Raw genomic sequence first — 21,782 nt, 5'->3', positions numbered from 1 at the left:
CACCAGTCAGGATAGGCCGCGGGTGTCCCGTTCCGGCAAGACCACGACCGGGCAATAGACTCGGGCGCGATGAAGCCCTTTCTGCTGTTGGCCACGCGACCCGAAGATGTCCCCGCCGACGATGAGTACGCACTGTTCCTCCGATACACCGGTCTGGACGAGCGCGACCTCGTGCGCGTGCGGCTCGAAGCCGGCCCGCTGGGGGATGTCGACCTCGACTCGATCTCGGGGATCTTCGTCGGCGGCGGGCCGTTCAACGCCTCCGATCCCCCGGCGAAGAAGTCGGCCGTGCAACGCCGCGCCGAAGCCGACTTCGCCCGCGTGCTCGATGAGGTCGTGGCGCGGGACTTCCCTTTCCTGGGCGCCTGCTACGGCATCGGCACGCTCGGGGCGCACCAGGGTGCGGTCATCGACAGCACCTACCGCGAACCGATCAGCGTCGTGACGGTGCAACGCACCGAGGCCGGCGCCGCCGATCCGCTGCTGGCCGGGCTGCCCGACGAGTTCGCCGCGTTCGTCGGCCACAAGGAGGCGATCACCCAGCTGCCGGCATCGGCCACGCTGCTGGCGACGTCAGCGGCGTGCCCGGTGCAGATGTTCCGCGTGGGTCGGAATGTCTACGCGACCCAGTTCCACCCGGAGTGCGACGTGGAAGGCATGTCCACCCGCATCCGCACGTACGCCGGCCACGGGTACTTCGCCCCCGACGAACTGGATCTCACCCTCGACGCCGTCAGGCGTCTGCCGGTGACCCACCCCGGCAGCATCCTGCGCGCGTTCGTCGAGCGCTACGCCCGCTGACGCCCGCTGATCAGAACGCCGGCGGCGTGTGCCAGATGCGGTCGATGTAGTCGCGCATCGAGCGGTCCGAGGAGAAGTACCCGCAGCGTGCGACGTTGAGGATCGCCGATCGCGTCCAGGCGTCGCGGTCCGCGTAGGCGGCATCCACCTTCGCCTGCGTGTCGATGTACGACCGGTAGTCGGCCAGCACCATGAAGCGGTCGTCGTAGAGCAGGTTCGACACGATCGGCTCGAACACCGAGCGGTCGCCGCCGGAGAACGCCCCCGAGGCGATGAGGTCGATCGTGCGACGCAGATCGTCGTCGGCGCTGTAGAACTCGCTGGGACGGTAGCCGCGCGCCCACAGCGCCTCGACCTCGGGCTCGGTCATGCCGAACAGGAAGAAGTTGTCGTCGCCGACGAGCTCGCGGATCTCCACGTTCGCGCCGTCGTCGGTGCCGATGGTGAGTGCACCGTTGAGCGCGAACTTCATGTTGCCGGTGCCCGAAGCCTCCTTGCCTGCCAGGGAGATCTGCTCCGACAGGTCGGCGGCAGGAACCACTCGTTCGGCGAGCGTGACGTTGTAGTTCGGCGGGAACAGCACCTGCAGGCGCCCCTCGATGCGCGGGTCGTTGTTGACGACCGAGCCGACGGAGTTGATGAGGTGGATGATGCGCTTGGCCATGACGTAGCCGGGCGCTGCTTTCGCGCCGAAGATGAACGTGCGCGGCTGCACGTCGGCGGCGGCGATCCGCCCCGACACGATGTGCTCGTACGTCGTCACGATGTGCAGGAGCTTCAGCATCTGGCGCTTGTACTCGTGCAGCCGCTTGACCATCACGTCGAGCATGTGGTCCTCACCCAGCTCGAATCCGTCGCGGGCACGCAGCACTTCGTTCAGCCGGCGTTTGTTCCCCGCCTTCACCTGGGCGAAGGCGCTGCGGAACTCGGGGTCCTCGGCGAACGGCTCGAGTTCCCGCAGACGCTCCAGGTTGGTGACCCAGCCGCGGCCGAGCGCCTCGGTGATGAGGGCGGACAGGTCGGGATTGGCCAGGCGCAGGAAGCGTCGCGGCGTCACGCCGTTGGTGACGTTGATGAACTTGCCGGGGAAGAACTCGTCGAAATCCGGCAGCACCTTCGTGCGCAGCAGCTGCGAGTGAAGCTCCGCCACACCGTTGACCTTCGCCGCGGCGACGGTTGCGAGATACGCCATCCGCACCGAGCGCTCCGGGAACTCGCCGATGATCGACATGTCGCGGATGCGCATCTCGTCGTCGCCGAACCGCTCGCGCACCTCGGCGAGGAACTCGTCGTTGATGCGGTAGATGATTTCCAGGTGACGCGGCAGCAGCCGTCCCAGCAGTTCCACCGACCACACTTCCAGCGCCTCGGGCAGCAGGGTATGACACGTGTACGCGAAGCACTGGCGGGTGATCTGCCACGCGGCATCCCACGCCATGCCCTTCTCGTCCACGAGCACGCGCATGAGCTCCGGCACGGCGATGACGGGATGCGTGTCGTTGAGCTGGAAGATGACCCGCTCGGGCAGGGTGCCGAGGTCCACATCGTCGGGCAGCTGGTCGATGAAGTCGGCGATGGATGCCGCGACGAAGAAGTACTGCTGCTGCAGGCGCAACTCCTTGCCCTGCGGCGTGGAGTCCTCCGGATACAGCACCTTGGAGATGTTCTCGGCGTAGGTCTGCGCCCGGACGGCCTCTTCGTAGTCGCCGGAGTTGAAGATGCGGAGGTCGAACGCGTCGGTGGCGACCGCGCTCCACAGCCGGAGCGTATTGACGCGGCCGTTGTGGTAGCCGGGAACCATGTAGTTGTACGGCACTGCGCGCACGTTCCAGCCCGGAACCCAGCGCGAACGGGTGACGCCGTCGTCGTCGTAGGTCTCGGTGTGTCCGCCGAACGCGATCGTCTGTGCGGCCTCGGGGTGCGGGAACTCCCACGGCGATCCCAGCGCGAGCCACGCGTCGGGCTGTTCGCTCTGCTGGCCGTCCTCGAACGTCTGGCGGAAGATGCCGTATTCGTAGCGGATGCCGTAGCCGGTGTTGGGGACGCTCATAGTGGCGAGCGAGTCGATGAAGCACGCCGCCAGGCGTCCGAGGCCACCGTTGCCGAGGCCCGGCTCGACCTCGAGGTCGCGCAGCTCGTTGATGTCGATCCCGCACTGTGCGAGCGCCTCTGTGGCGACATCGGTCAGGTCGGTTGCGAGCAGGTTGTTGTCCAGTTGCCTGCCCAGCAGGTACTCCGCCGACAGGTAGCAGACGGTCTTGGCCTGCGTCTCACGTAGGTGCCGGCGGTCTTCCAGCCAGCGCGCGATGAGGTAGTCGCGCACCGTGTACGCCAGGGCCACGTATCGGTCGTTGGGGGTGGATGCCGAAAGCGTCACCCCCCGCTCGAGGTTGAGGTTCTGCAGGAACTCCGCCACGAACCCGTCCACGGTGCTGGCGGGCGCCGCAACCGGGGCAAGGGCGAGCGGATGCGTCGCTGCAAGCGGGTGGTTCGGGACGGATTCGTTTTCGAGCTGACTGGCCACAGTACGACGCTACCGACTGCGGCAGGGCGCGAATACCACGGTGCCCGATTCGCAACGTCTGCGCGGCGGAACGCAATCAGAACGTCACTCGCGCGTCACGCACCAGCGCGGAACGTCTCCACCTCACCCGCCGCCACCGGCGGCACGTGAGAAAGATCGAGCCCGAGGTCGACGAGCACGACGCGGCCGGCAAGCCCGACGCCCGATGCGCGCACCAGGCCCGCCTTCACCGCGCCGAACGTGACGGTGACGAATGCCGGCAGCACCAGGTCGTCGGCGACGGTGCCGTCGTCGGGCTGCAGACCACTGGGAACGTCGACGGCAACGACGCGGCTGCGCCCCGCGCGCACCGACGGCAGCAGCGCGGCGACGGCGTCGCGCGCGCCTCCCCTTAACGCGGGGTTGTGAGAGGCGCCGATGCCGACGATGCCGTCGACGATCAGGGCATAGGCGGGATCGGCCGTGGCGGCCTCGTCGAGGGTGACGTCGCGCGCTCCGGCGGCGCGAGCGGTGCGCAGCCCTCGTTCGTGCGCGGCATCCGCCGTCTGCAGCACGTCGACCGCCGTGCCGTCCGCCGCGAGAGCGGCACCGGCCAGCAGCGCGTCGCCGCCGTTGTCGCCGCGCCCGGCGACGACCAGCACCCGCCCACCCGCATCCAGTTCACGCCGCAGAACCGCGGCCAGCGCGGCCGCAGCGCGATCCATCAGCGGCTCCCCCGCCGCCAGCAGCGGCGCCTCGGCGGCGCGCACCTGCGCTGCGGTGTAGGCGGGGGCTTGGGTCATGCGTTGACCTTCTCGGACTTCTCCTCGGCCTTTTCCTCGGCCTTTTCCTGGGCCTTGTCCTGGGCCTTCTCGCGCTCGGCGGCTTCGGCGTCCCGGGCGTGGGTGAGCTCGTCGGAGGCGACCATGACGGCGTTCTCGGCCCGGCGCACCCGGCGCTGCGCGAACGTCTTGGCGCCGTAGCGGGCGCGCACCCGGTCGGATTCCTCTTCGACGCCGGTGACGATGTAGGCGCTGGCGATGAGGATGACCTGCGCGGACAGGTTGAACCACAGCAGCAGCGCGATGAGCGAGGCGAATGACGCGAGCAGCGGGTTGGACGACGCACCGCCGACGAACAGGCCCGACAGCAGCTGCAGTACGGTGAGGCCCACGGCGCCCAGCAGCGCTCCGCTCCACAGCGCCCGGGCGGAGGCACGGACCCCGGACAGCACCCGGAAGGCCCCCGCGATGATCGCGGCATCCAGTGCGAAGACCACGACGATCGTCAGCACTCGACCGCCGATCTCCAGCACGGGAGAGGACGCCGACATCCCGAGCCAGCCGCCCACGATGCCGAGCCCGGCAGTGCCGAGGAAGGTGATGGCGGCGGAGGCAGCCAGGCCCACGCCGATGCCGATCGCCAGCGCCAGGTTGCGCAGCAGCACCCACACGATCATGACGTCTTCCGTGATGCGGTCGGCGATCATGCGCATGGCCGTGCGGAGGCTGCCGATCGCACCGATCGCGGCGCCGACCAGACCGACGAGCGAGACGATGCCGGCGACGGTGAAGCCGGTGGGCACGGCGACCGACTGCGGGTCCTCGATGATGCCGTCCTCGCCGACGATGCCGGGGATGGTGTTGTCGACGGCGGCGATGAGGGCATCGAATGCGGCAGGGTTGCCGGCGAGCCAGAGACCGGCCATCGAGAACCCCAGCAGCACGGCGGCGAACACACTGAACAGCGTGCGGTAGGTGACACTGTCGGCCAGCACCGGTCCACGGTGCTCGCTGTAGAGCAGCAACGCTCGCACGGGTTTGGTCGACAGAGCCCAGGCCGTGATCCGTTGCAGGTTCATCGCGCCAGCGTATCGGGCGGGCCGACTACCCCCGCGGGGCTTGACAGGGGGTGGGCGGCGTTCGGGTCGCCGCCCACCCCGGCTCATGTCAGGACCCCGGCATCAGCACCCAGGTCACGCCGGAGATCACCAGCGACGCCACGTCGCCCGCAGTGAACTGACTCGTCACGATCGTGATGATGCGCGCGGAGTTCTGCAGGTTCGCGGTGAACGCCTCGAGGTTCGCCCGATCGCCCTCTGCGGTGAGATTCAGCGGAACCCCGATGAGGGTGCCACCGGCAGGTGCGTCGGCGGTGACCCCTTCGGGCGCGCTGAAGCCGAGGGCCGCGTCGAACGTCAACGTACGGATCGTCACTCCTGCGCCGGCGGCTGCGGCATCGATCTGGTTGATGAGCTCCTGTTGCGCGCGAGCGGGCGGAATCCGCTCCTGCTTCGCGGCGAGCTGCTGTTCGTAGGCCCCGAGGTTCAGATTGTCCGCGGCCAGCGCCACGTTCCGCTCCTGCTGGACGTCGTTCGTCTGCCGGAGCGATTCGGTCTGCTCGCTCGCTCGAGCGGAGCGATCGAGCTGCGGCTGCACGCCGATGAAGAACCCACCGAAGACGATGGCGACGGCGAGCACGCCGATGACGATGAGGCTGAGCCGGTGCTTGTCCATCCGTCACTCCCCGGTCTCGGTGGCGTCTGTGGCGTCGGCCGTGTCGGCCGCCTCGTCTGCTGCTTCCGGCGGCGCGCCGGTTGCGGCCCCTTCGAGCTCGGCCTGCAGCCGGGCGATCAGTTCAGCCTCGAGCGCCTCCACACGCGCGGTGCCGCCGAGCGCATCGGACCCCAGCTGGATGGCGCCGGTGACGACGTACCCGCCCTCGCCTGTCGCAGACACGGCGTCAACGGTCGCGCTGACATATCCGGTGAGGTCCCGCAGGGCGTTCAGCAGTGGCGTAGGCGAGTCGAAGCGGTCTGCCGTGGCGGTGAATGCGATCTCGATGACACCTGGCGCATCGAGGCCAGTGCTCTCCACGGCGCCCGCGGCGTCCACGCCCTTGATCGTGATCGATTCCGATCTGAGAGCGAAGTCATCGGGCAGAGCGTTGTCGAGTTCAGTCATGAGCCGGGACCAGTCCGCCTCGGGGTAGAGCGCAGCTACCTCGGCGACCGCGGCGTCGTCGAGCTGGGACTTGACGCTCGAGAGCAGGCTGTACTCCCGCTGCTCGATGAGAAGCAGTTGACTGCGCGTACGTTCCGCGGCGAGCTTTTGCTCAGCTGTGACGGCCAGAAATGACACGGCGACACCGGCCATCGCGACGATGATGACGAGTCCGACGAGGCCGAGCGCGAGCAGCCGGATGGTCCGTCCCTGTCGGCGCCGGGCTTCGACGATCGGTGGCACCAGATCGACCCGCGCCACCGAGAGCGTGGAACCGGTCGGCCAGGTCATCGGCGGCTCGGCGTGGCTGCGCTGGCGGCGTTCCAGCACCTCGGTCATTTCCGTGCCCCCTTCGCCTTGACCTCCGCGGTGCGGCGGCCCTTGGCCGCCTTTCCAGCCTCGGCCTCGGTCTTCGTCTTCGCCTTCGCCTTCGTTCGCGTCTTGTCCTCTATGTGCGCGCCGGTCTTCGCGCCGACGGCGACCCCCAGCGGCGCCGCCAGCTCCAGCGCCCAGTTGTCCAGGCCGGATTCGCGCAGTTTCGGCGAGACGGTGAACCCGGCAAACGGATCGCCATGGCTCGTGGGCACGCCGAGCGCGCTCGTGAGCACCGGCGCGAGCCCGGTCAGCCGGCTCCCGCCGCCGGTGAGCACGACGCTTGAGACGGGGTGCTCCGGGTGCGCGTTCGCCCAGAAGTTCAGCGTGTTGCGGATGCTGTCGATGAGGTTGGCGACGTTCTCCCGGAGCACGGTCTCGGCCTCGATGTCGCGGGTCGTAGTCGCTCCGCCCTGCAGCCCACGGGCGATCTTGTTCTGCTCGGCTTCGACGAAACTGACCCCGAGGGCGCGCTCGAGGCTGCGCGTGACATCGTCGCCGCCGCTGGGGACGATGCGGACGAACTGCGGGCTCGCGGCGGCAGCGATGACCACGGTGGTGCAGGAGGCGCCCACGTTCACGATGGCCTGGATGCCACGCAGGGGTCCCGGCAGCAGGCGGAGCAGGGAGAACCCCGCGAAGTCCACCGCGTCGACGAACCGGCCGGAGCGCTCGATCGCGTTGACGGTGGATTCCAGGCTGCTGCGCACGGTCGCCACCAGCAGTCCCTCCTGCCGCATCTCGTCCCCGTCCTTGTCGTGGACATCGCGCAGCGGCAGGAAGTCCAAGATCGCGTCGTCGAGGTCGATGGGGACCTGACCTTCGACGACGAACCGCAGGCCGGCCTTGCGGCGCGGACCGGTCAGCATCGGCAGCGTCACCTCGCGCACCACGACCTTGCGATTACTGAGACCGAACACCACTTTCTTCGTCGTGAAGCCGCCCGCTTTCCACAGCTGCTTGATCGCGGCGACGCCGCGGCGCTGATCGATGATCTCGCCATCGAAGATGGTCCCCTCCGGCACCTCGACCGCGGCGAACCGGGTGAGCTTGGGGCGGGCGGTGTAGGGGGCGTCCACCTGCACGCCGCGCAGCCCGCCTCTGCTGAGGTCGAGCGCGACTACTGCTGCCATGTGTGTCCTCCGTGGGGTGTCATGCGAGTCCCGTCGCGGTGAGGTAGACGTCAGCGATCGCCGGGCCGGCGAAGACGCCGACCCAGGCGCCGACGAGCATGAAGGGCCCGAACGGCAGCCGTGACTTGCGGCCCGCCCGCCTGGCGATCATGAGCACCACGCCGACAAGTCCGCCGATGACGAAGGCGCTGAATGCGCCGACGAGCAGCTGCGACCAGCCCAGCCAGCCGAGCAGGAGCCCCAGCGAGCCGGCAAGCTTGACATCGCCGAATCCCATCCCACCGCGAGAGCCGAGGGCGAGGGAAAGGTAGAACACGCCGAGGATGGCAAGGCCGGCCGCCGCGATCAGCAACCTCCCGTGTTCGCCCGTGAGCACGGATGCCAGCACGAGCAGGACCGCGGTGACGGGATAGGCCGGCAGCGTGAGCACGTTCGGCAGTCGGTGGTGATCGAGGTCGATGAGCGCCAAGGCGATGCCGATTGCGACCCAGTACAGCAGCAGCGGCACGATCGCGATCGGGTACCTCCCCGCGATCGCCCCCCACACGACGATCGCGAAGCCGAGTCCGGTGCCGAGTTCCACGAGCGGGTAGCGCACGGAGATGCGCGCCGAGCAGTGGCGGCAGCGGCCGCGCAGCACGAGGTAGGAGATGATCGGCAGGTTGTCGTACCAGGCGATCGGCCGCCCGCACTGCGGGCACGCGCTGCCGGGTCGCACGATGCTCTCGCCGCGCGGCACCCGCCAGATGACGACGTTGAGGAACGAGCCGATCACGGTGCCGAACACCCCGGCGAGGATCAGGATGGCGGTGGTCTCCACGGTCATCGCGCCGCCCCGTCCGCTGCCCAGACGGCGCCGATCTCCACCCAAGTGGTCACTCCGTACGTCGTCGTGACGGGGTTGAGGAACTTGGGCGGCGCCTCCACTTTGAATCGGTCGTCGTAGAGGTAGTTCTTTGCGTACCCGTGGGTAATGGTGCCGCCACTTGACATCGCCACCGTCCCGCGGAACTTCTGCGCGATGGCACCCCTGACGTTGAGCGTGCCTTGCGTTCCCCCCTTGTCGTAGTTCTGCACTTGAAAGGTGTGCGCGACGGAGAGGATCGCCGCGTGAATCGTGCGGTTGTTGCCGAGGAGGGTGTTGTTGCTGCTGTTGACCGGGTTCCATACCCAGACGGCGTTGTTCCCGACGATCCCCAGAATGTCCTCCACGATGTCGACGTAAGTGATGTCGCCCACGATGAAGACATAGTTCTCGGCCGCAATCGTCGCGGCGCCGCTGAACCGGCCCTTGACGAAGATGTCCCCGGCCCGGCAGCCGTACGTCGTGGCCGTGGGTGCCACCTCGGTCGTCGATGTCGTCGAGGTCCTGACAGGGTAGCCGCTCTTGGCCGTATCAGTGCCGATGGACCAGCCCCGCTCGCCGCTGGCACCGCTGCTCTTGCAGGAGAAACCCGTCGGGTTGGACGCCCAGAAGTTGACGTCGCTGCTCACGGCCGGCACGTTCTGCACATACAGCACGTTGTTGTCGGGCACGACGATCGTTGCGCCCGCGGGCGATTGCAGCTGCGCGATCAGCCCGCACGCCACTGGCGCGGAGCCGACGGTGGCCGCCTCGTTTCCGATGCGGGTGAACTTCGTGAAGGGCGACTTGATGTTGACCTTGCCGTCGTCGGTGAAGGTGAACTGCGTGGGCCCGGTGTAGAGGCATCCTGGCCGCGGCACGTCGGCGGTCAGGTCGGTGCGGGCCTCCTTCTTCAGCTGGGAGTTCGTGGCGGGGAACTTCTTCACCCCCCCGCTATACGCCGGATAGCCGGGTGCGAAGCTTGGGTCGTCGCAGTCGGTCGAGTTGTTCGAGTTGCGTTTCCGGTAATACGGGCTGGTCGCATTGCCCGTCGTGACGATGCCGGTGAAGGTCGTGCCGCATGCCCGGATCGTATCGTTCGAGTGCACGGGGCCGTCATTGAGGTCCTGTTCGCCGAAGGCGAGGTCTTTGCACACGCTCCGACCAGCAGAATCGTTGGCTGTCGTGCGGCCCTGCCAGCTGTACTTGAGCGTCGTCTTCGTGCTGTCGGTGAAGCAGCCAGAATTCGTCGTGCCGGTCAGGCTCGGGTCCTGCACCTCGTAGTCGGTGAAGTACAGGAAGTCGATGAAACCCTCCTGCTTGAGGTCGGCGACCACGGTGCGCGTCGCCTCGCCCACCTTTCCTGTGGCGCGCACCCTGATGCGGCCGGAGTTGGCGTAATGGGAGTTGTCCACCTCATAGCGGAACATGGCACGGTCGCCGCTCAACGCGACCGTGGCCCAACTGCCAGCCGCGCCGACGCCAAAGGCCGGGTTCGGCACGGGAGGCGGATTCACCGTGCTCGTGCTGCTGAAGGCGGAGGTCGAGTTGCCGTAGCGCCAGTAGCTCGTGTCGGCGGAAAGCCTGCTCTGGTACTCATCCACTCCGGCATAGGCGGCCGCCAGCGCTGCGTTCCAGTTCGCATCGCCTCTGGCTTGCTTCGTGCCGTTGACAGAAACAGTCACGAGCAGGGTCATGAGCAGCGCCACCACCGCGCCGACCGCGATGACGATGACCAGGGCAGCGCCCTCGTCGCGCTGCGTACGTGTCGTGGTGGCGATCATCCGTGCACATCCACGCGTGCGACGCCGAGGTTGGGAATGCCGACCATGTTCTGGATCGAGACGGGTTCGACGCGCCCGCTCGCGTCGGCCTGCACCCGCATCGTCACCTGCACACTCGCGATGGTGCGGATCTGATCGATCGTAAGGCTGGCACCGGCGGGCGGCGAGAGCACCCCGCCATTCTGGTCGTAGTAACGAAAGAGCGGTGCGCCGGCTGTGACGGGGGTGAGCGATCGCGCGATCGGACGCGAGGACGTCGCGGCGGACGCGAAGGCCCAGTACGTACTGCCCACAGGCTCGTGGTGCGCGGCCCAGCGGGTCTCAATCAATTCGTTCCCGGAGTTGCGCGCGAACTCCACTCTTACCGGCGGCGGGTCCGCCGAGGTTCCCGCGTCGATGAACGAATGGATGATGATCTTCTCCGCGCCCGCATAGGCGAAGACGGGCTTCTTGACGGTGCTGCCGGGCACCGGGATCTCGGTGCCAGCGCGGATGATGCGGGTCACCTCGTTCATCGAAGTGGACGCCAGGCGGCTGTTGTCGATTGCCCCCTGCTGATCGCTGAACAAGCGCGCCGCGCCGACGAACATCGACACCACGAGCGTAAGCAGGATGCCGAAGACGCCCATCGCCACGACGAGTTCGATGAGCGTCATACCCGCATCCGCAATGTCGCCATGACGACGACGCACACGCGGGCGACGCAGCGCCGCGGGCGTCATGGCGCCACCCGCGGGTCGAGCACCACGACCCCCGGCGCCACACTGCCACTGGAGGGGACGATGATGCCGGTCGTGATCTGGGTGGTTTGCGACGAGGCGTTGCCGCGGTACAGCTTCCACGTGCCGTACGGCAGAAGAATAGTGGCCTTATTGGAACTGATGACGTCGCCGAACGTGTAGGTCATCCCCGCGGGGCATCCGGGATCCCCGGCGCCGCCGCCGACATACACGGCTTTGAGATGGTTACGAGGCGCCGAACTGGTGCCGGCGCCGTTGGCGCCATCCAGGCGGACTTCACCCATCGGCACCGCCGCAGGCACGGCGCTCCCCGCTTCGCCCCCGACTGCACCGGGACGCGTTCCCACCTTGCTCGGCTCCGGGATCCACTCGCCGGGATCCGGTGTAAGGCAACTAGTGGCGGGGTTCTCGGGTGTCTCTGCGTAGGCTCCCGCCATGATGCTGTATCCCGCCGAAACGGGGTAGAGCGAGAACGTCTTCGTCCTCGCGTTGGTGATGGCTGCCATCTGAAAGTTGCCGTAGGTCGACACGAACGTGGTGGTCAGATTGTTCGGGATGCGCACGCCGGCGGGAAGCCCGGATCCGTAGGAGACGATGTAGCTGGTCGCACGGTCGTAGGCGAAACTGACTCGGGACGATCCCCCGGCTGTGACCGGGACCGTCGCGGTCGGTTCGGCGATCTGCTGCTCGCTGACGTGCCCGGCCTTGGATACGGTGACGGTGTAGTCGCCGGGCGGCACCTTGAGGAGGTAAGCGCACCCGTCGCTGCCGGTGGTGACAGCGGCGACCCCCGCGGGGGTCAAGCTCACCGTGGCGCCGGCGACGGCCGTGCCGGCGGCGTTGACCACGCCCACGAGCACGGTGCCGAGCGCGGGGTCATTGATCTTCGTGCGCGGGGTGAGGCTCGTGTCGCTGTAGACGGGCTGGGCACCTTCGCGCATGTTGTCCCAGGTGACCTTGACCGTGACATGGTTGTAGGCCAGTGAGGCGATGGGGAGTCCTGCTTCACAGCTCGCGGCCGCTCCGGTGGTGGTCACCCACTCGGTCTCCACCCGGACATGGAAGGTGTCGCCGTTGAGTTCGATGTCGAATGGCGGGGCGGTGGTCACACCGAAGGCATCGGCCGCGGAGCGGAGCACGTCGATCTGCTGCGACGCGAGGTTCGCCGCGACGATCCGAGCCCGGGTGTCGCGCGTCGCGGTGAGGCTCGCGGTCATCGTGTAAAGGAAGCCTGTGAGGATGATCGTGAAGATGAGCATGGCGACGATCACTTCGATGAGGGTGAATCCGTCGTCGTCCACGGACGATTGCGCGCGCACTGGCATCCACTCCCTCCGTCCGCTCGCTTCTGACACGTTGTGCCTGCGCGGAAGCCGCGCAGGCACAACGTTCGGGTGTTGCTGAACGGTTACGGGTTCTCGCCTTCGCCTTCGCCTTCGCCTTCGCCTTCGCCTTCGCCTTCGCCTTCGCCTTCGCCTTCGCCGGCAACGGCCGTCCAGTCGCCGAGTCCGCCGGTGGCGCTGTTGTACTGCAGGTTCTGGTCGTCGATGTTCTCGTTGTTGCCAGTGATCACGTACGCATTCTCGTCGGGCTCAACCAGCAGCTCGTTGCCGTCGGAGATCGTGATGGTTCCGACCACGTCGGCCCCCTTCATGATCTGGATCTCGTCTGCGGTGGAAGCCGCGGGGAACGTGATTCCCTCAAGCGAGCCGTTGTTATCCGTGATGGCGCTCTCGATCGCGAGCGCTGCGTTGGACAGGTCGCTCTCGACCGACGACTTCCACGCGCCCTCGCGCATGTTCAAGAACACCGGAATGGCGACGGCGGCGAGAATGCCGATGATGATGACGACGACGAGGAGCTCGATCAGGGTGAAGCCCTTTTCGCCCTCTTCCTTCTTCGCGAGTGCACGCGAGACAGAGTTGATCATGCTGAATTCCTTTTAATTGGGGGGAGTCAACTCCGGAGTCGTCGTCGACGAGGCTGACGCTAGCAGTCCGCCGAAAAAATGAGAAGACTCTAATGTAAAGAATTCCCCAGTCGTTACATGGATTGAATCGACTGGAAGATCGTGAACATCGGCAGGTACAGCGCGACGATCATGAATCCCAGCAATCCGCCCATGAAGACGATCATCAGCGGCTCGAGCATCGCGGTCAGTTGCGAACTCATGGTCTCGACTTCGTCGTCATAGAAGTCGGCCGTCTTTTCCAGCATTGTGTCGATTGCGCCGGATTCCTCGCCGATGCCCACCATCTGGATGAGCATTTCCGGGAAGATGTCCACCTCGGCCAGCGACTCGGCAATGGGGCGCCCCTGGCGTACGCCCTCCTGCACGCCCTCCAGGGACGAAGCGATGACGTGGTTGCCGCTGGTGGCACCCACGATCGCGAGCGACTGCAGGATCGGCACGCCGGAGGCGAGCATCGTGGAGAAGTTCCGCGTGAAGCGCGTGAGCGCGATCTTCGTGTTGAGCTGTCCGAAGACCGGGACCTTGAGCTTGAGGGGGTCAACGACCCGGCGCACCGCCTCGGTGTTCTTGTTCCTTCCCCACCAGATCGCGGAGACGACGCCTACGACGAGGATGATGGGGCCGGCGATCGGCATGGCGTTGGACATGTCGACGAGCAATTGGGTGACGGCGGGCAACTCGCCGCCCAGGTCGGTGAACATGGCGTCGAACACCGGCACGATGAAGATCAGCATCGCGGCGACCGCCACCAGCGCGATGACGAGCACGACGGCGGGATAGGTCAGCGCCGCCTTCACTTTGCTGCGCAGCTTGTTCTCCGACTCGAAGTTGTCGGCGACCATCAAGAGCGACCGGTCGAGGAACCCGCCGGTCTCCCCCGCACGGATCAGGTGCACCATGATCGGCGGGATGATGCGCGGGAACTCCTCCAGCGCCGCCGACAGCGCGGTGCCGCTCTCGACTTTGGTGGATGCCTCCTCGAGCGTGCGCCGCAGCTTCGCGTTGTCGGTCTGCGCCGTCACGATCGACAGCGCGCGCAGTATCGAGACACCGGCGTTGACCATCGTGGCCAGCTGACGGGTGAGGATCGCCAGGTCCTTGAGCGACGGGCTGCGCTCCAGGCCGGGGATGTTGATCTCCTGCTGCAGACCGGTGCCACCGCCCTTCTGGGCCAGCTTGTCGGGCATGACGCCGCGCGCCTTCAACTGCTGGATCGCCTGCGCCTCGCTGGAGGCCTCCAGCACGCCCTTGACCGACTTTCCGGTACGGTCCAGCCCTTTGAAGCTCCACTGGGCGGACTTCGCCTTGGTCGCCATACTCAGAGCCCTCCCGCGACCTGGCGGGTACCTTCGGGCACGACGGCATCCACCGCGGTGCGCGAAAGGCCGCGGTTGCGCACCAGCTGCTCGAACTCGGCGGCATCCTGCGCCAGCTCGATCGCCTGCGAGTGTTCGATCTGCCCCGACAGCACGAGACGGGCCAGATCCTGGTCGAGCGTATGCATGCCGATCGACTCGCCGGCCTGGATCGCGGTGCGCATCTGATGGGTCTTACCCGCGCGGATCAGCGCCTGGATCGCCGGCGTGGAGAACATGACCTCGGTCGCCACGGCGCGCCCCTTGCCGCTGGAGCGGCGGATGAGCGTCTGCACGACGACCGCGCGCAGCGTCGCGGCGAGCTGTGTGCGCACCTGTGACTGCTGATGAGACGGATAGACGTCGATGATGCGGTCGATCGTCTGCCCGGCATCCTGCGTGTGCAGCGTCGCGAACACGAGGTGACCGGTCTCGGCAGCGGTGAGGGCGGTGGAGATGGTCTCGAGGTCCCGCATCTCCCCCACGAGGATGATGTCGGGGTCCTGGCGCAGTGAGTGCTTGAGCGCCTCGGAGAAGCTGTGCGTGTCGGCGCCCACTTCACGCTGGTTGATGATGCCGCGCTTGTGGTGGTGCAGAAACTCGATGGGGTCCTCGACGGTGACGATGTGCGCGGCGCGCGAGGAGTTGGCCTTGTCGATGATCGCGGCGAGCGTGGTCGACTTTCCCGAGCCGGTGGGCCCGCACACCAGGACCAGTCCGCGCGGCAGGTGCGCCAGATCGACTAGCTGCGGGGGCAGGCCCAGGTGCACGACCGACTTGATCTGGGTCGGGATGATACGCAGGGCCGCGCCGAGTCCGCGCTGGTCCTGGAAGATGTTCACGCGGAAGCGGGCGATGTCACCCACCGAGTACGCGAGGTCGAGCTCCAGCGCCTTCTCGAACGTCTGCATCTGCTCGACCGAGACGAACCCCTCGATGACCCGGCGCACGCGCGCACGATCCCACGTCGTGGTACCGGGCACCGTCTGGAGTTCCCCATCCACGCGGATGACCGGGGTCGACTCGGCCACGAGGTGCAGATCGGAGGCGCCGAGGTCGAGCACCGCCTTGATCGAGGCGATGAACTCCGGGTCGACCTCGGGGTGCTGCGCACGCAGCACGTGCGGGATATCGCCTGCGCGGGGTGCCGGATCGATCGGCGCCTGCGGCTGTGCGGCGCGGCGCGTGGTTGGTGCTGCCACCGGCGCCGTACCGGGAAGGGTCACCCCCGGCACGCCGTCGAGGAACGACCGCAGCTCCGGATCGACCTCGTCTGCCCGCATCAGCGCGTCGAAACGCGAACCAGCCGCCGTGGACATCACACCGTCGTCGTCCGCCACCATGCCTGCCTTCTCTTGTCGTCTTCGTTGTCGGGTGCGACCGCTAGACGGTCACCCGCAGAATCTCATCGACCGTGGTGTGCCCGAGCAGCGCCTTCGCCCAGCCGTCCATGCGCAGTCGCGTCATGCCGTTCGCCTCGGCGTGCGCCGCGATCTGGGCCGTCGGGGCGTTCGCGACCGCGAGGCGTTCGATCTCGTCGTCGACGGCCATCACCTCATGCAGCGCGATGCGGCCGCGGTACCCGGTGTTCGAGCACTGCGAGCAGCCGGCCGCCCGGAAGATCCGCGGCGGCCCGACGTCGGGATCGACCGGCACCCCGAGGATCGCCAGTTCCAGCGCGGTCGCCACCGACGCGGTCTTGCACTTTTCGCACAGCCGGCGAGCCAGTCGCTGCGCGACCACGGAGTCCAGGGCCGATCCGACCAGGAACGGTTCGACGCCCATCTCGATGAGACGGGTCACCGAGCTCGGGGCGTCGTTCGTGTGCAGCGTCGACAGCACGAGGTGACCGGTCAGCGACGACTCGATGGCGATCTTGGCCGTTTCCTCGTCGCGGATCTCACCGATCAGGATGACGTCGGGGTCGGAGCGCAGGATCGACCGCAGCGCCGCAGCGAAGGTCAGGCCGGCTTTCACGTTCACCTGCACCTGATTGATCCCCGGCATCCGGTACTCGACCGGATCCTCCACCGTGATCACATTGACCGTCGGCTTCGAGATCGTCGCGAGCGTCGTGTACAGGGTCGTCGACTTGCCCGACCCGGTGGGGCCGGTGACGAGGATCATCCCGTAGGGCTTGGAGAAGCTCGACTGGAAGACGCCCATGTTCCGTTCGAGCATGCCCAGGTCGCTGAGGTTGAGGCTCGCGACCGGGGAGTCGAGCACACGCGCGACGACCTTCTCGCCCCACACGGTCGGCATGGTCGCGACGCGCAGGTCGATGGAGCGCCCGGCGTGGACGACGGAGATGCGACCGTCCTGCGGCTTTCGCCGCTCCCCGATGTCGAGTTCGGCCATGACCTTGAGCCGGCTGATCACTCCCGGGATCATCGACCGCGGCACGCGCTGGACGGTCGTGAGCACGCCGTCGATGCGGTAACGCACCCGCAGCTCTTCACGGCCCGGCTCGATGTGAATATCGGAGGCGCGGTCCATGATCGCCTGGCTGATGAGGACGTTGACGAAGCGGATGATGGGGCCCTCGTCAACGGCGGCCTCGCCGACGTCCTGACCCCACGCGGCCTCTTGGTCGTTCGTCCCTTCGAAGGAGGAGGTCAGCTCGTCCATCTCGGAGTCGACCCGGTGGTAGCGGTCGATGGCCGCGAGGATCGCCTCAGGCTCGGCGACAGCCGCCACGATCGGCGCCCGCACGACGGCGGCGACGTCGTCGAGGACGACGACGTTCGTCGGATCGGAGACGACGACCATCAGCCGGTCGCCGACGCGCGAGATCGGGAGCACGATGTGCCGGCGGCACATCTGGTCGGGGATGAGGTTGACGACCGCCAGGTCGACCGTGAACTCGGAGAGGTCGACGTAGGCCAGGCCCAGGCGGGCGGCCAGCGCGACGGCCCTCTCCTGTGAGGTCTGCGGCTCCGGTTCCGGCTCGGGTTCGGGTTCCGGTTCGGGGTCGGGCTCGGGCTCGGGCGGCGGTGCGGGGGCGGGCTGGGGTGGGGATGCGTTGGCAGTGTGCGCAGAGAGGATGCCGCCAGGTGCACCGGAGCGTCCAGGCGCGACATCGCCGCGAACGCCTCGAGCACCGCGAGGGCGCCGTCGCGCTCACCGGGAGCAGACGCCGGAGCCGGAGCCGGAGCCGGGGCGGGCGGCGGGGCCGGAGCCGGGGCGGGCGGCGGGGCCGGGGCGGCCTCGGGAGCCGGCTCGGGTGCGGGCTCGGGCGCGGGCTCGCGAGGCAGCGGCGACGGCGGAGCAAACGCGTGCGCCGGAACGGGAACCGCGACCACAGACGGCGCCGCCAGCCCGGTCCAGTCCCGGCGCGCGGGCTCGACCGGCTCGACCGGCTCGACCGGCTCGCTGCGCGTGTCCGCTCTCAGACGCTCTCGCCGCCGGGTCCGAAGCGCGGGCGGCGCGGTGTCCGGCGTCGCGCCCGGACGAGCATCCTGTCGTTGGTTCTGTTCGATATCGGGAGGCCGACCGCTGAGCACGGCGTGCCAGATCGGGTCGCTCTGCGACGGCAGCACCCCCGCTGCGCCCGTCGCGTCGTCGTGGGCCGCTTGTGCCGATTCATGTGGCCGGAACACCATCGTCCTCTTCCCCAGCTCCCTCAGCCGGCGCGCATGCGGTCAGTGCCCCCGACCGCGGCTGCTCGCCGGTTCACGTCGCGAGTTCCCCAGCGCGACGGTGTGCGCGTCGTCAGGCATCCGGTCCACGAAAACCGTCGCGACGCGCGCCGAGCCACGGTCACCACCGTGCTGCGCACAGCGGGTGCCGGAACAATTGCGACCATCGCGGATTCCGTTCGAGCGGATATATCGGGGGGATGACTCGAAACGTAACGCGGTGGTTCGTGCCGACTCGGGTGTGTCGGACCGGCGAACCGCGTACAAGACCCACTATGGGGGACGAGGGTCCTCCAGCACCAGCGACGATCTCATCCCGGCGCGCAGTAGGACGCGATCTTGTCGGCGAGAACGGTGAGGGCGGCACCGATGGCAGGGCCCGCTGCCCGCCACCCGGGCCGCTGCCCCGCAGCAGCGGGGGTCCTCGTCGTTTCCATGCCCGCGAGGTTTCCACCTGGAGCGCGCTCCAGGTCAAGCGCGGGCTCGGCATCCACCTCGCTCGGTCGTCGCACATGCCCCTGCGCGCGTGGTTCAGGGGTCGTTTGCGACGACCGAATCCCCGCGGCGCGCGCTCAGTCGTCGCAAAGGGCCCCGGAACCCGGGCGCAGGGGATGTTTGCGACGACCGAAGGATGCCGCGGGGCGCCGAGCCCCGCGCGCGGCGGGCTACCAGAGCGGGTGGATGTCTGCCCGCAGGCTCCGGTCGTAGACGTCCCGCACGACGGCGTCGAACGCGTCCAGGTCGAAGGCGCCGGGCTCGAGGAGCGCCGCCGCATCGGCGTTCGCGGTGGCCTGCGCCACGGTGCGGGCGCCGGGGATGACGCTCGTCACGCCGCGGCGCGACGCGACCCACGCCAGCGAGGCCGCCGGCAGCGAGACGCCCTCGGGCAGGGCGGCAGCCAGCTCGGCGGCAGCGGCGATGCCGGTTTCGTAGTCGACGCCGGAGAACGTCTCACCGCGGTCGAAGGCCTCGCCGTGGCGGTTGAACGAACGGTGGTCGTCGGCGGCGAACGCCGTCGTGGCGGTGTACTTGCCGCTGAGCAGACCCGATGCCAGCGGCACGCGGGCGAAGATCGCGACACCGGCATCCGCCGCCGCCGGCAGAACCTCGTCGAGCGGCTTCAACCGGAACGGATTGACGATGATCTGCACGTTCGTCACGTGCGGCCGCGCGATCGCGGCGAGCGCCTGCGCGCACGTCTCCACCGACACGCCGTAGGCGGCAATGGCACCGGATGCCACCAGCGCGTCGAGCGCGTCGTACGTGGCATCCGCCTCGATCACTTCTGTGGGCGGGCAGTGCAGCTGCACGAGGTCAAGCGTGTCGACGCCGAGGTTGCGACGCGAGCGTTCGGTCCAGGCGCGGAAGTTCTCCGGCGTGTAGTTGGCGGGTTCCTGCGCCATGCGCCGGCCCATCTTGGTGGCCACGGTGATGCCGTGGCCGGCACGCTCGGCGAGAAACCCGCCGATGATCGTCTCGCTGCGGCCATCGCCGTAGACGTCGGCGGTATCGAAGAGCGTGACACCGCTGTCGGCGGATGCCGCGAGCACAGCGCGCGCGTCGGCTTCGGAGACATCGCCCCAATCGGCGCCGAGCTGCCAGGTACCGAGACCGATCGCCGAGACTGCGCGTCCGGTGCGTCCGAGGGGACGGTGTTGCATGGGGACTCCTTCGTAGGAATCCAGGATGTCACGTCGCCCGCGTCGCCACACGCCCGACCAGCGCGGTGTCCACAGCGGCGGCGACGATGATCGCGAGCACATATGCCACCAGGTCGCGCACGTCGAACACGGTTCCCAGCAGCAGCATCGCGGGCGGCAGCGCCGCCCCGATGCGCTCGGGCACGCCGGTGAGCTGGAACAACTCCACCGCCACGCACCACGTCACCGCGACGAACCCCACGACCCACGGGCGCGGCTTCGGGAACAGCAGCACCAGTCCGACGTAGGCGGCGAGCGCGTAGAGCACATCGCCGGCGATGTCGGATGCCGCGACGTCCGGTGCCCAGCGGTGCACCGCCAGGCCCGCGGCGATGGTCGCTGCGAGCAGGACGGCGGCGACGAGGCGACGGCGGGCGGGGCGCGGCATCCGGTCACTGTATCGGCCGATGCGAGAGGATCGGAGCATGGATGCCGCGCTCAACGCACTGACCCGCATGCCCGAGCCGCAGTTCGTCATGACCGCCGACGGCGACCGGCTCGCCACCTACACGTGGGGCGACGAGGCGGCGCCGACGGTGCTGTGCGTGCACGGGTTCGGCTCCAGCACCCGCGACAACTGGGTGAACACCGGGTGGGTGCGGGATCTGCTGCAGGCGGGGCTGCACGTGCTCGCGGTCGATCAGCGCGGACACGGCGCCAGCGACAAGCCGCACCTGGCCACCGCGTACGAGATGACGAGCCTCGTCTCCGACCTCCTCAACGTGCTCGACACCTACCTGCTCGACACGGTGCGCTACGTCGGCTATTCACTCGGCGGGCGCGTCGGCTGGCAGACCGCGGTCGACGCGCCGACGCGCATCGAGCGGGCGGTGCTGGGCGGCATCCCCGATGGCCGGCCACTCGCGCGCATGCAGATCGCGCAGGTGCGGGCCTACCTCGACGAGGGTCGCCCGGTGGAGGATGCCGTCACCCAGCGGTACGTCGCGCTGGCCGAGCGAGTGCCGACGAACGACCTGCGCGCACTGGTCGCACTGGCCGAAGGCATGCGACTGGGCGAGAGCGATCCCGACCCGGCGTCGCCGCCCGCGCAGCCGGTGCTGTTCGCCACCGGCACCGAGGACCCGATCCTGGAGCAGTCGCGGCGCCTGGCGGGCGTCGCGCCGCACGGCACGTTCGTGGAGATTCCCGGCCGAAACCACATCAACGCGCCCGGGTCGCGGGCGTTCCGCCAGGCGGGCGTCGAGTTCCTCTCCTCATCGCGATGAGCCCGCGCGCGCGGTCACACCGGGTGGATGCCGCTGGCAGCGACGACCGCACCCTCGTCGGGGATGCCGGCATCCACCTCTCGCACGACACCGCGCCGGCCCGGGCCCCACTGGCGGTACCCGGTGAACGCGATCGGCACCCCGCGGGCGACGCGGAGGTCGGCACTGTCCATGGCCTGCACGTGCAGGTGCGGCTGGGTCGAGTTGCCGGAGTTGCCGCACTGCGCGACCGGGTCCCCCACCGCCACCTCGTCGCCGGCACCGACGCGCAGCGATCCGGCCCGCAGGTGCACCATCGCCACGAGCATTCCGCTCACCCGGTCGCGCAGGATCACGTGGTTTCCCGCCACCGCGTGCGGCCCCTCGCGCAGCCGCCCGGCCTGACCGGCGGCATACCGGATCAGCGCGAACTGCGACCGCCGGGCCTCGTGGTCGGGCTCGCCGTCGTGGACGGCGACGACAACTCCGGCGACCGGTGCCGACAGTGGCGTTCCGAAGGCAGAGAACCGCTCGGGCGGTTCGGTCGCGAGAAGCGTCCGCCAGTCCTGCGTCGCGGCGGTACGTCCCCGCTCGTCCACCTCGACGAAGTCGATCGCGTACCGCTGCCCGAACACGTCGACCCCGTGGCTCGGGTCGCGCCGGGCGGGGCTGTTCTGCACGAGCCACCGGCCCGCGAAGGGCAGTGTCATCAGCACCGGTGCGACCATCGCCA

General features: G+C 68.4%; 19 protein-coding genes. 2 read left to right on the top strand and 17 right to left on the bottom strand.

Annotated features, from left to right (window positions below):
• Positions 1–69: 69 nt before the first annotated feature.
• Positions 70–801 carry a glutamine amidotransferase gene (locus QNO11_RS05620; RefSeq protein WP_257510064.1) on the top strand — a complete coding sequence of 244 codons (732 nt, stop codon included), beginning with the start codon at positions 70–72 and terminating at the stop codon, positions 799–801.
• 10 nt (positions 802–811) lie between these two features.
• Here the strand turns inward: QNO11_RS05620 and QNO11_RS05615 are convergent, their stop codons facing one another.
• The 16 genes from QNO11_RS05615 to QNO11_RS05540 form a co-directional block, all read right to left on the bottom strand.
• A complete protein-coding gene (locus QNO11_RS05615) occupies positions 812–3,325 on the bottom strand; it encodes a glycogen/starch/alpha-glucan phosphorylase (RefSeq protein ID WP_257510065.1) in 2,514 nt (837 codons plus the stop codon).
• Positions 3,326–3,420: 95 nt separating this feature from the next.
• A complete protein-coding gene (locus QNO11_RS05610) occupies positions 3,421–4,107 on the bottom strand; it encodes an NAD(P)H-hydrate epimerase (protein ID WP_257510066.1) in 687 nt (228 codons plus the stop codon).
• Positions 4,104–5,165: a YihY/virulence factor BrkB family protein gene (locus QNO11_RS05605; protein ID WP_257510067.1), complete on the bottom strand. Its 1,062-nt coding sequence runs from the start codon at positions 5,163–5,165 to the stop codon at positions 4,104–4,106. Before QNO11_RS05605 ends, QNO11_RS05610 begins: the two co-directional genes overlap by 4 nt.
• An 88-nt stretch (positions 5,166–5,253) precedes the next feature.
• On the bottom strand, positions 5,254–5,820 hold the full coding sequence (locus QNO11_RS05600; RefSeq protein WP_257510068.1) for a type 4a pilus biogenesis protein PilO: 567 nt from the start codon (positions 5,818–5,820) through the stop codon (positions 5,254–5,256).
• 3 nt (positions 5,821–5,823) lie between these two features.
• On the bottom strand, positions 5,824–6,645 hold the full coding sequence (locus QNO11_RS05595) for a hypothetical protein (RefSeq protein WP_257510069.1): 822 nt from the start codon (positions 6,643–6,645) through the stop codon (positions 5,824–5,826).
• On the bottom strand, positions 6,642–7,811 hold the full coding sequence (gene pilM, locus QNO11_RS05590; protein WP_257510070.1) for a type IV pilus assembly protein PilM: 1,170 nt from the start codon (positions 7,809–7,811) through the stop codon (positions 6,642–6,644). Before pilM ends, QNO11_RS05595 begins: the two co-directional genes overlap by 4 nt.
• 19 nt (positions 7,812–7,830) lie before the next feature.
• On the bottom strand, positions 7,831–8,637 hold the full coding sequence (locus QNO11_RS05585; protein ID WP_257510071.1) for a prepilin peptidase: 807 nt from the start codon (positions 8,635–8,637) through the stop codon (positions 7,831–7,833).
• Positions 8,634–10,439 (bottom strand): hypothetical protein, encoded by a 1,806-nt coding sequence (locus tag QNO11_RS05580; protein ID WP_257510072.1) that lies wholly within the window; start codon positions 10,437–10,439, stop codon positions 8,634–8,636. Before QNO11_RS05580 ends, QNO11_RS05585 begins: the two co-directional genes overlap by 4 nt.
• Positions 10,436–11,095, bottom strand: a complete 660-nt coding sequence (locus QNO11_RS05575) for a PilW family protein (protein WP_257510073.1) — start codon at positions 11,093–11,095, stop codon at positions 10,436–10,438. Before QNO11_RS05575 ends, QNO11_RS05580 begins: the two co-directional genes overlap by 4 nt.
• Before the next feature lie 62 nt (positions 11,096–11,157).
• A complete protein-coding gene (locus QNO11_RS05570) occupies positions 11,158–12,480 on the bottom strand; it encodes a carboxypeptidase regulatory-like domain-containing protein (protein WP_257510074.1) in 1,323 nt (440 codons plus the stop codon).
• 107 nt (positions 12,481–12,587) lie between these two features.
• Positions 12,588–13,109 carry a type IV pilin protein gene (locus QNO11_RS05565; protein ID WP_257510075.1) on the bottom strand — a complete coding sequence of 174 codons (522 nt, stop codon included), beginning with the start codon at positions 13,107–13,109 and terminating at the stop codon, positions 12,588–12,590.
• Between the two features lie 113 nt (positions 13,110–13,222).
• On the bottom strand, positions 13,223–14,467 hold the full coding sequence (locus QNO11_RS05560) for a type II secretion system F family protein (protein ID WP_257510076.1): 1,245 nt from the start codon (positions 14,465–14,467) through the stop codon (positions 13,223–13,225).
• A 2-nt stretch (positions 14,468–14,469) separates the two neighbouring features.
• Positions 14,470–15,849, bottom strand: coding sequence for a type IV pilus twitching motility protein PilT (locus QNO11_RS05555; RefSeq protein WP_257510077.1), 1,380 nt, complete (start codon positions 15,847–15,849; stop codon positions 14,470–14,472).
• A gap of 40 nt (positions 15,850–15,889) precedes the next feature.
• Positions 15,890–17,392, bottom strand: a complete 1,503-nt coding sequence (locus QNO11_RS05550; RefSeq protein ID WP_502883237.1) for a GspE/PulE family protein — start codon at positions 17,390–17,392, stop codon at positions 15,890–15,892.
• A gap of 1,417 nt (positions 17,393–18,809) precedes the next feature.
• Entirely contained in the window at positions 18,810–19,805 is a 996-nt protein-coding gene (locus QNO11_RS05545) for an aldo/keto reductase (protein WP_257510078.1), read from the bottom strand.
• A gap of 28 nt (positions 19,806–19,833) precedes the next feature.
• Positions 19,834–20,232, bottom strand: a complete 399-nt coding sequence (locus QNO11_RS05540; protein WP_257510079.1) for a ribosomal maturation YjgA family protein — start codon at positions 20,230–20,232, stop codon at positions 19,834–19,836.
• A gap of 37 nt (positions 20,233–20,269) precedes the next feature.
• Between QNO11_RS05540 and QNO11_RS05535 the strand changes: the two genes are divergently transcribed.
• Positions 20,270–21,070, top strand: a complete 801-nt coding sequence (locus QNO11_RS05535; RefSeq protein WP_257510080.1) for an alpha/beta fold hydrolase — start codon at positions 20,270–20,272, stop codon at positions 21,068–21,070.
• Between the two features lie 14 nt (positions 21,071–21,084).
• Here the strand turns inward: QNO11_RS05535 and QNO11_RS05530 are convergent, their stop codons facing one another.
• Positions 21,085–21,777, bottom strand: coding sequence for a M23 family metallopeptidase (locus QNO11_RS05530; protein WP_257510081.1), 693 nt, complete (start codon positions 21,775–21,777; stop codon positions 21,085–21,087).
• Positions 21,778–21,782: the final 5 nt, after the last annotated feature.

Source organism: Microbacterium sp. zg-B96, from assembly GCF_030246865.1.
In the GTDB taxonomy this organism is placed as follows: domain Bacteria; phylum Actinomycetota; class Actinomycetes; order Actinomycetales; family Microbacteriaceae; genus Microbacterium.
The sequence above is the reverse complement of the archived record's forward strand: the minus strand, read 5'-3'. Positions and strand labels throughout refer to the sequence as shown.

Coding starts and splice junctions, on each gene's coding strand:
- QNO11_RS05585 (WP_257510071.1), bottom strand. CDS start 8,637: ATGACCGTGGAGACCACCGCCATCCTGATCCTCGCCGGGGTGTTCGGC.
- QNO11_RS05620 (WP_257510064.1), top strand. CDS start 70: ATGAAGCCCTTTCTGCTGTTGGCCACGCGACCCGAAGATGTCCCCGCC.
- QNO11_RS05540 (WP_257510079.1), bottom strand. CDS start 20,232: ATGCCGCGCCCCGCCCGCCGTCGCCTCGTCGCCGCCGTCCTGCTCGCA.
- QNO11_RS05535 (WP_257510080.1), top strand. CDS start 20,270: ATGGATGCCGCGCTCAACGCACTGACCCGCATGCCCGAGCCGCAGTTC.
- QNO11_RS05580 (WP_257510072.1), bottom strand. CDS start 10,439: ATGATCGCCACCACGACACGTACGCAGCGCGACGAGGGCGCTGCCCTG.
- QNO11_RS05605 (WP_257510067.1), bottom strand. CDS start 5,165: ATGAACCTGCAACGGATCACGGCCTGGGCTCTGTCGACCAAACCCGTG.
- QNO11_RS05560 (WP_257510076.1), bottom strand. CDS start 14,467: ATGGCGACCAAGGCGAAGTCCGCCCAGTGGAGCTTCAAAGGGCTGGAC.
- QNO11_RS05545 (WP_257510078.1), bottom strand. CDS start 19,805: ATGCAACACCGTCCCCTCGGACGCACCGGACGCGCAGTCTCGGCGATC.
- pilM (WP_257510070.1), bottom strand. CDS start 7,811: ATGGCAGCAGTAGTCGCGCTCGACCTCAGCAGAGGCGGGCTGCGCGGC.
- QNO11_RS05565 (WP_257510075.1), bottom strand. CDS start 13,109: ATGATCAACTCTGTCTCGCGTGCACTCGCGAAGAAGGAAGAGGGCGAA.
- QNO11_RS05555 (WP_257510077.1), bottom strand. CDS start 15,849: ATGGTGGCGGACGACGACGGTGTGATGTCCACGGCGGCTGGTTCGCGT.
- QNO11_RS05610 (WP_257510066.1), bottom strand. CDS start 4,107: ATGACCCAAGCCCCCGCCTACACCGCAGCGCAGGTGCGCGCCGCCGAG.
- QNO11_RS05600 (WP_257510068.1), bottom strand. CDS start 5,820: ATGGACAAGCACCGGCTCAGCCTCATCGTCATCGGCGTGCTCGCCGTC.
- QNO11_RS05575 (WP_257510073.1), bottom strand. CDS start 11,095: ATGACGCTCATCGAACTCGTCGTGGCGATGGGCGTCTTCGGCATCCTG.
- QNO11_RS05595 (WP_257510069.1), bottom strand. CDS start 6,645: ATGACCGAGGTGCTGGAACGCCGCCAGCGCAGCCACGCCGAGCCGCCG.
- QNO11_RS05530 (WP_257510081.1), bottom strand. CDS start 21,777: ATGGTCGCACCGGTGCTGATGACACTGCCCTTCGCGGGCCGGTGGCTC.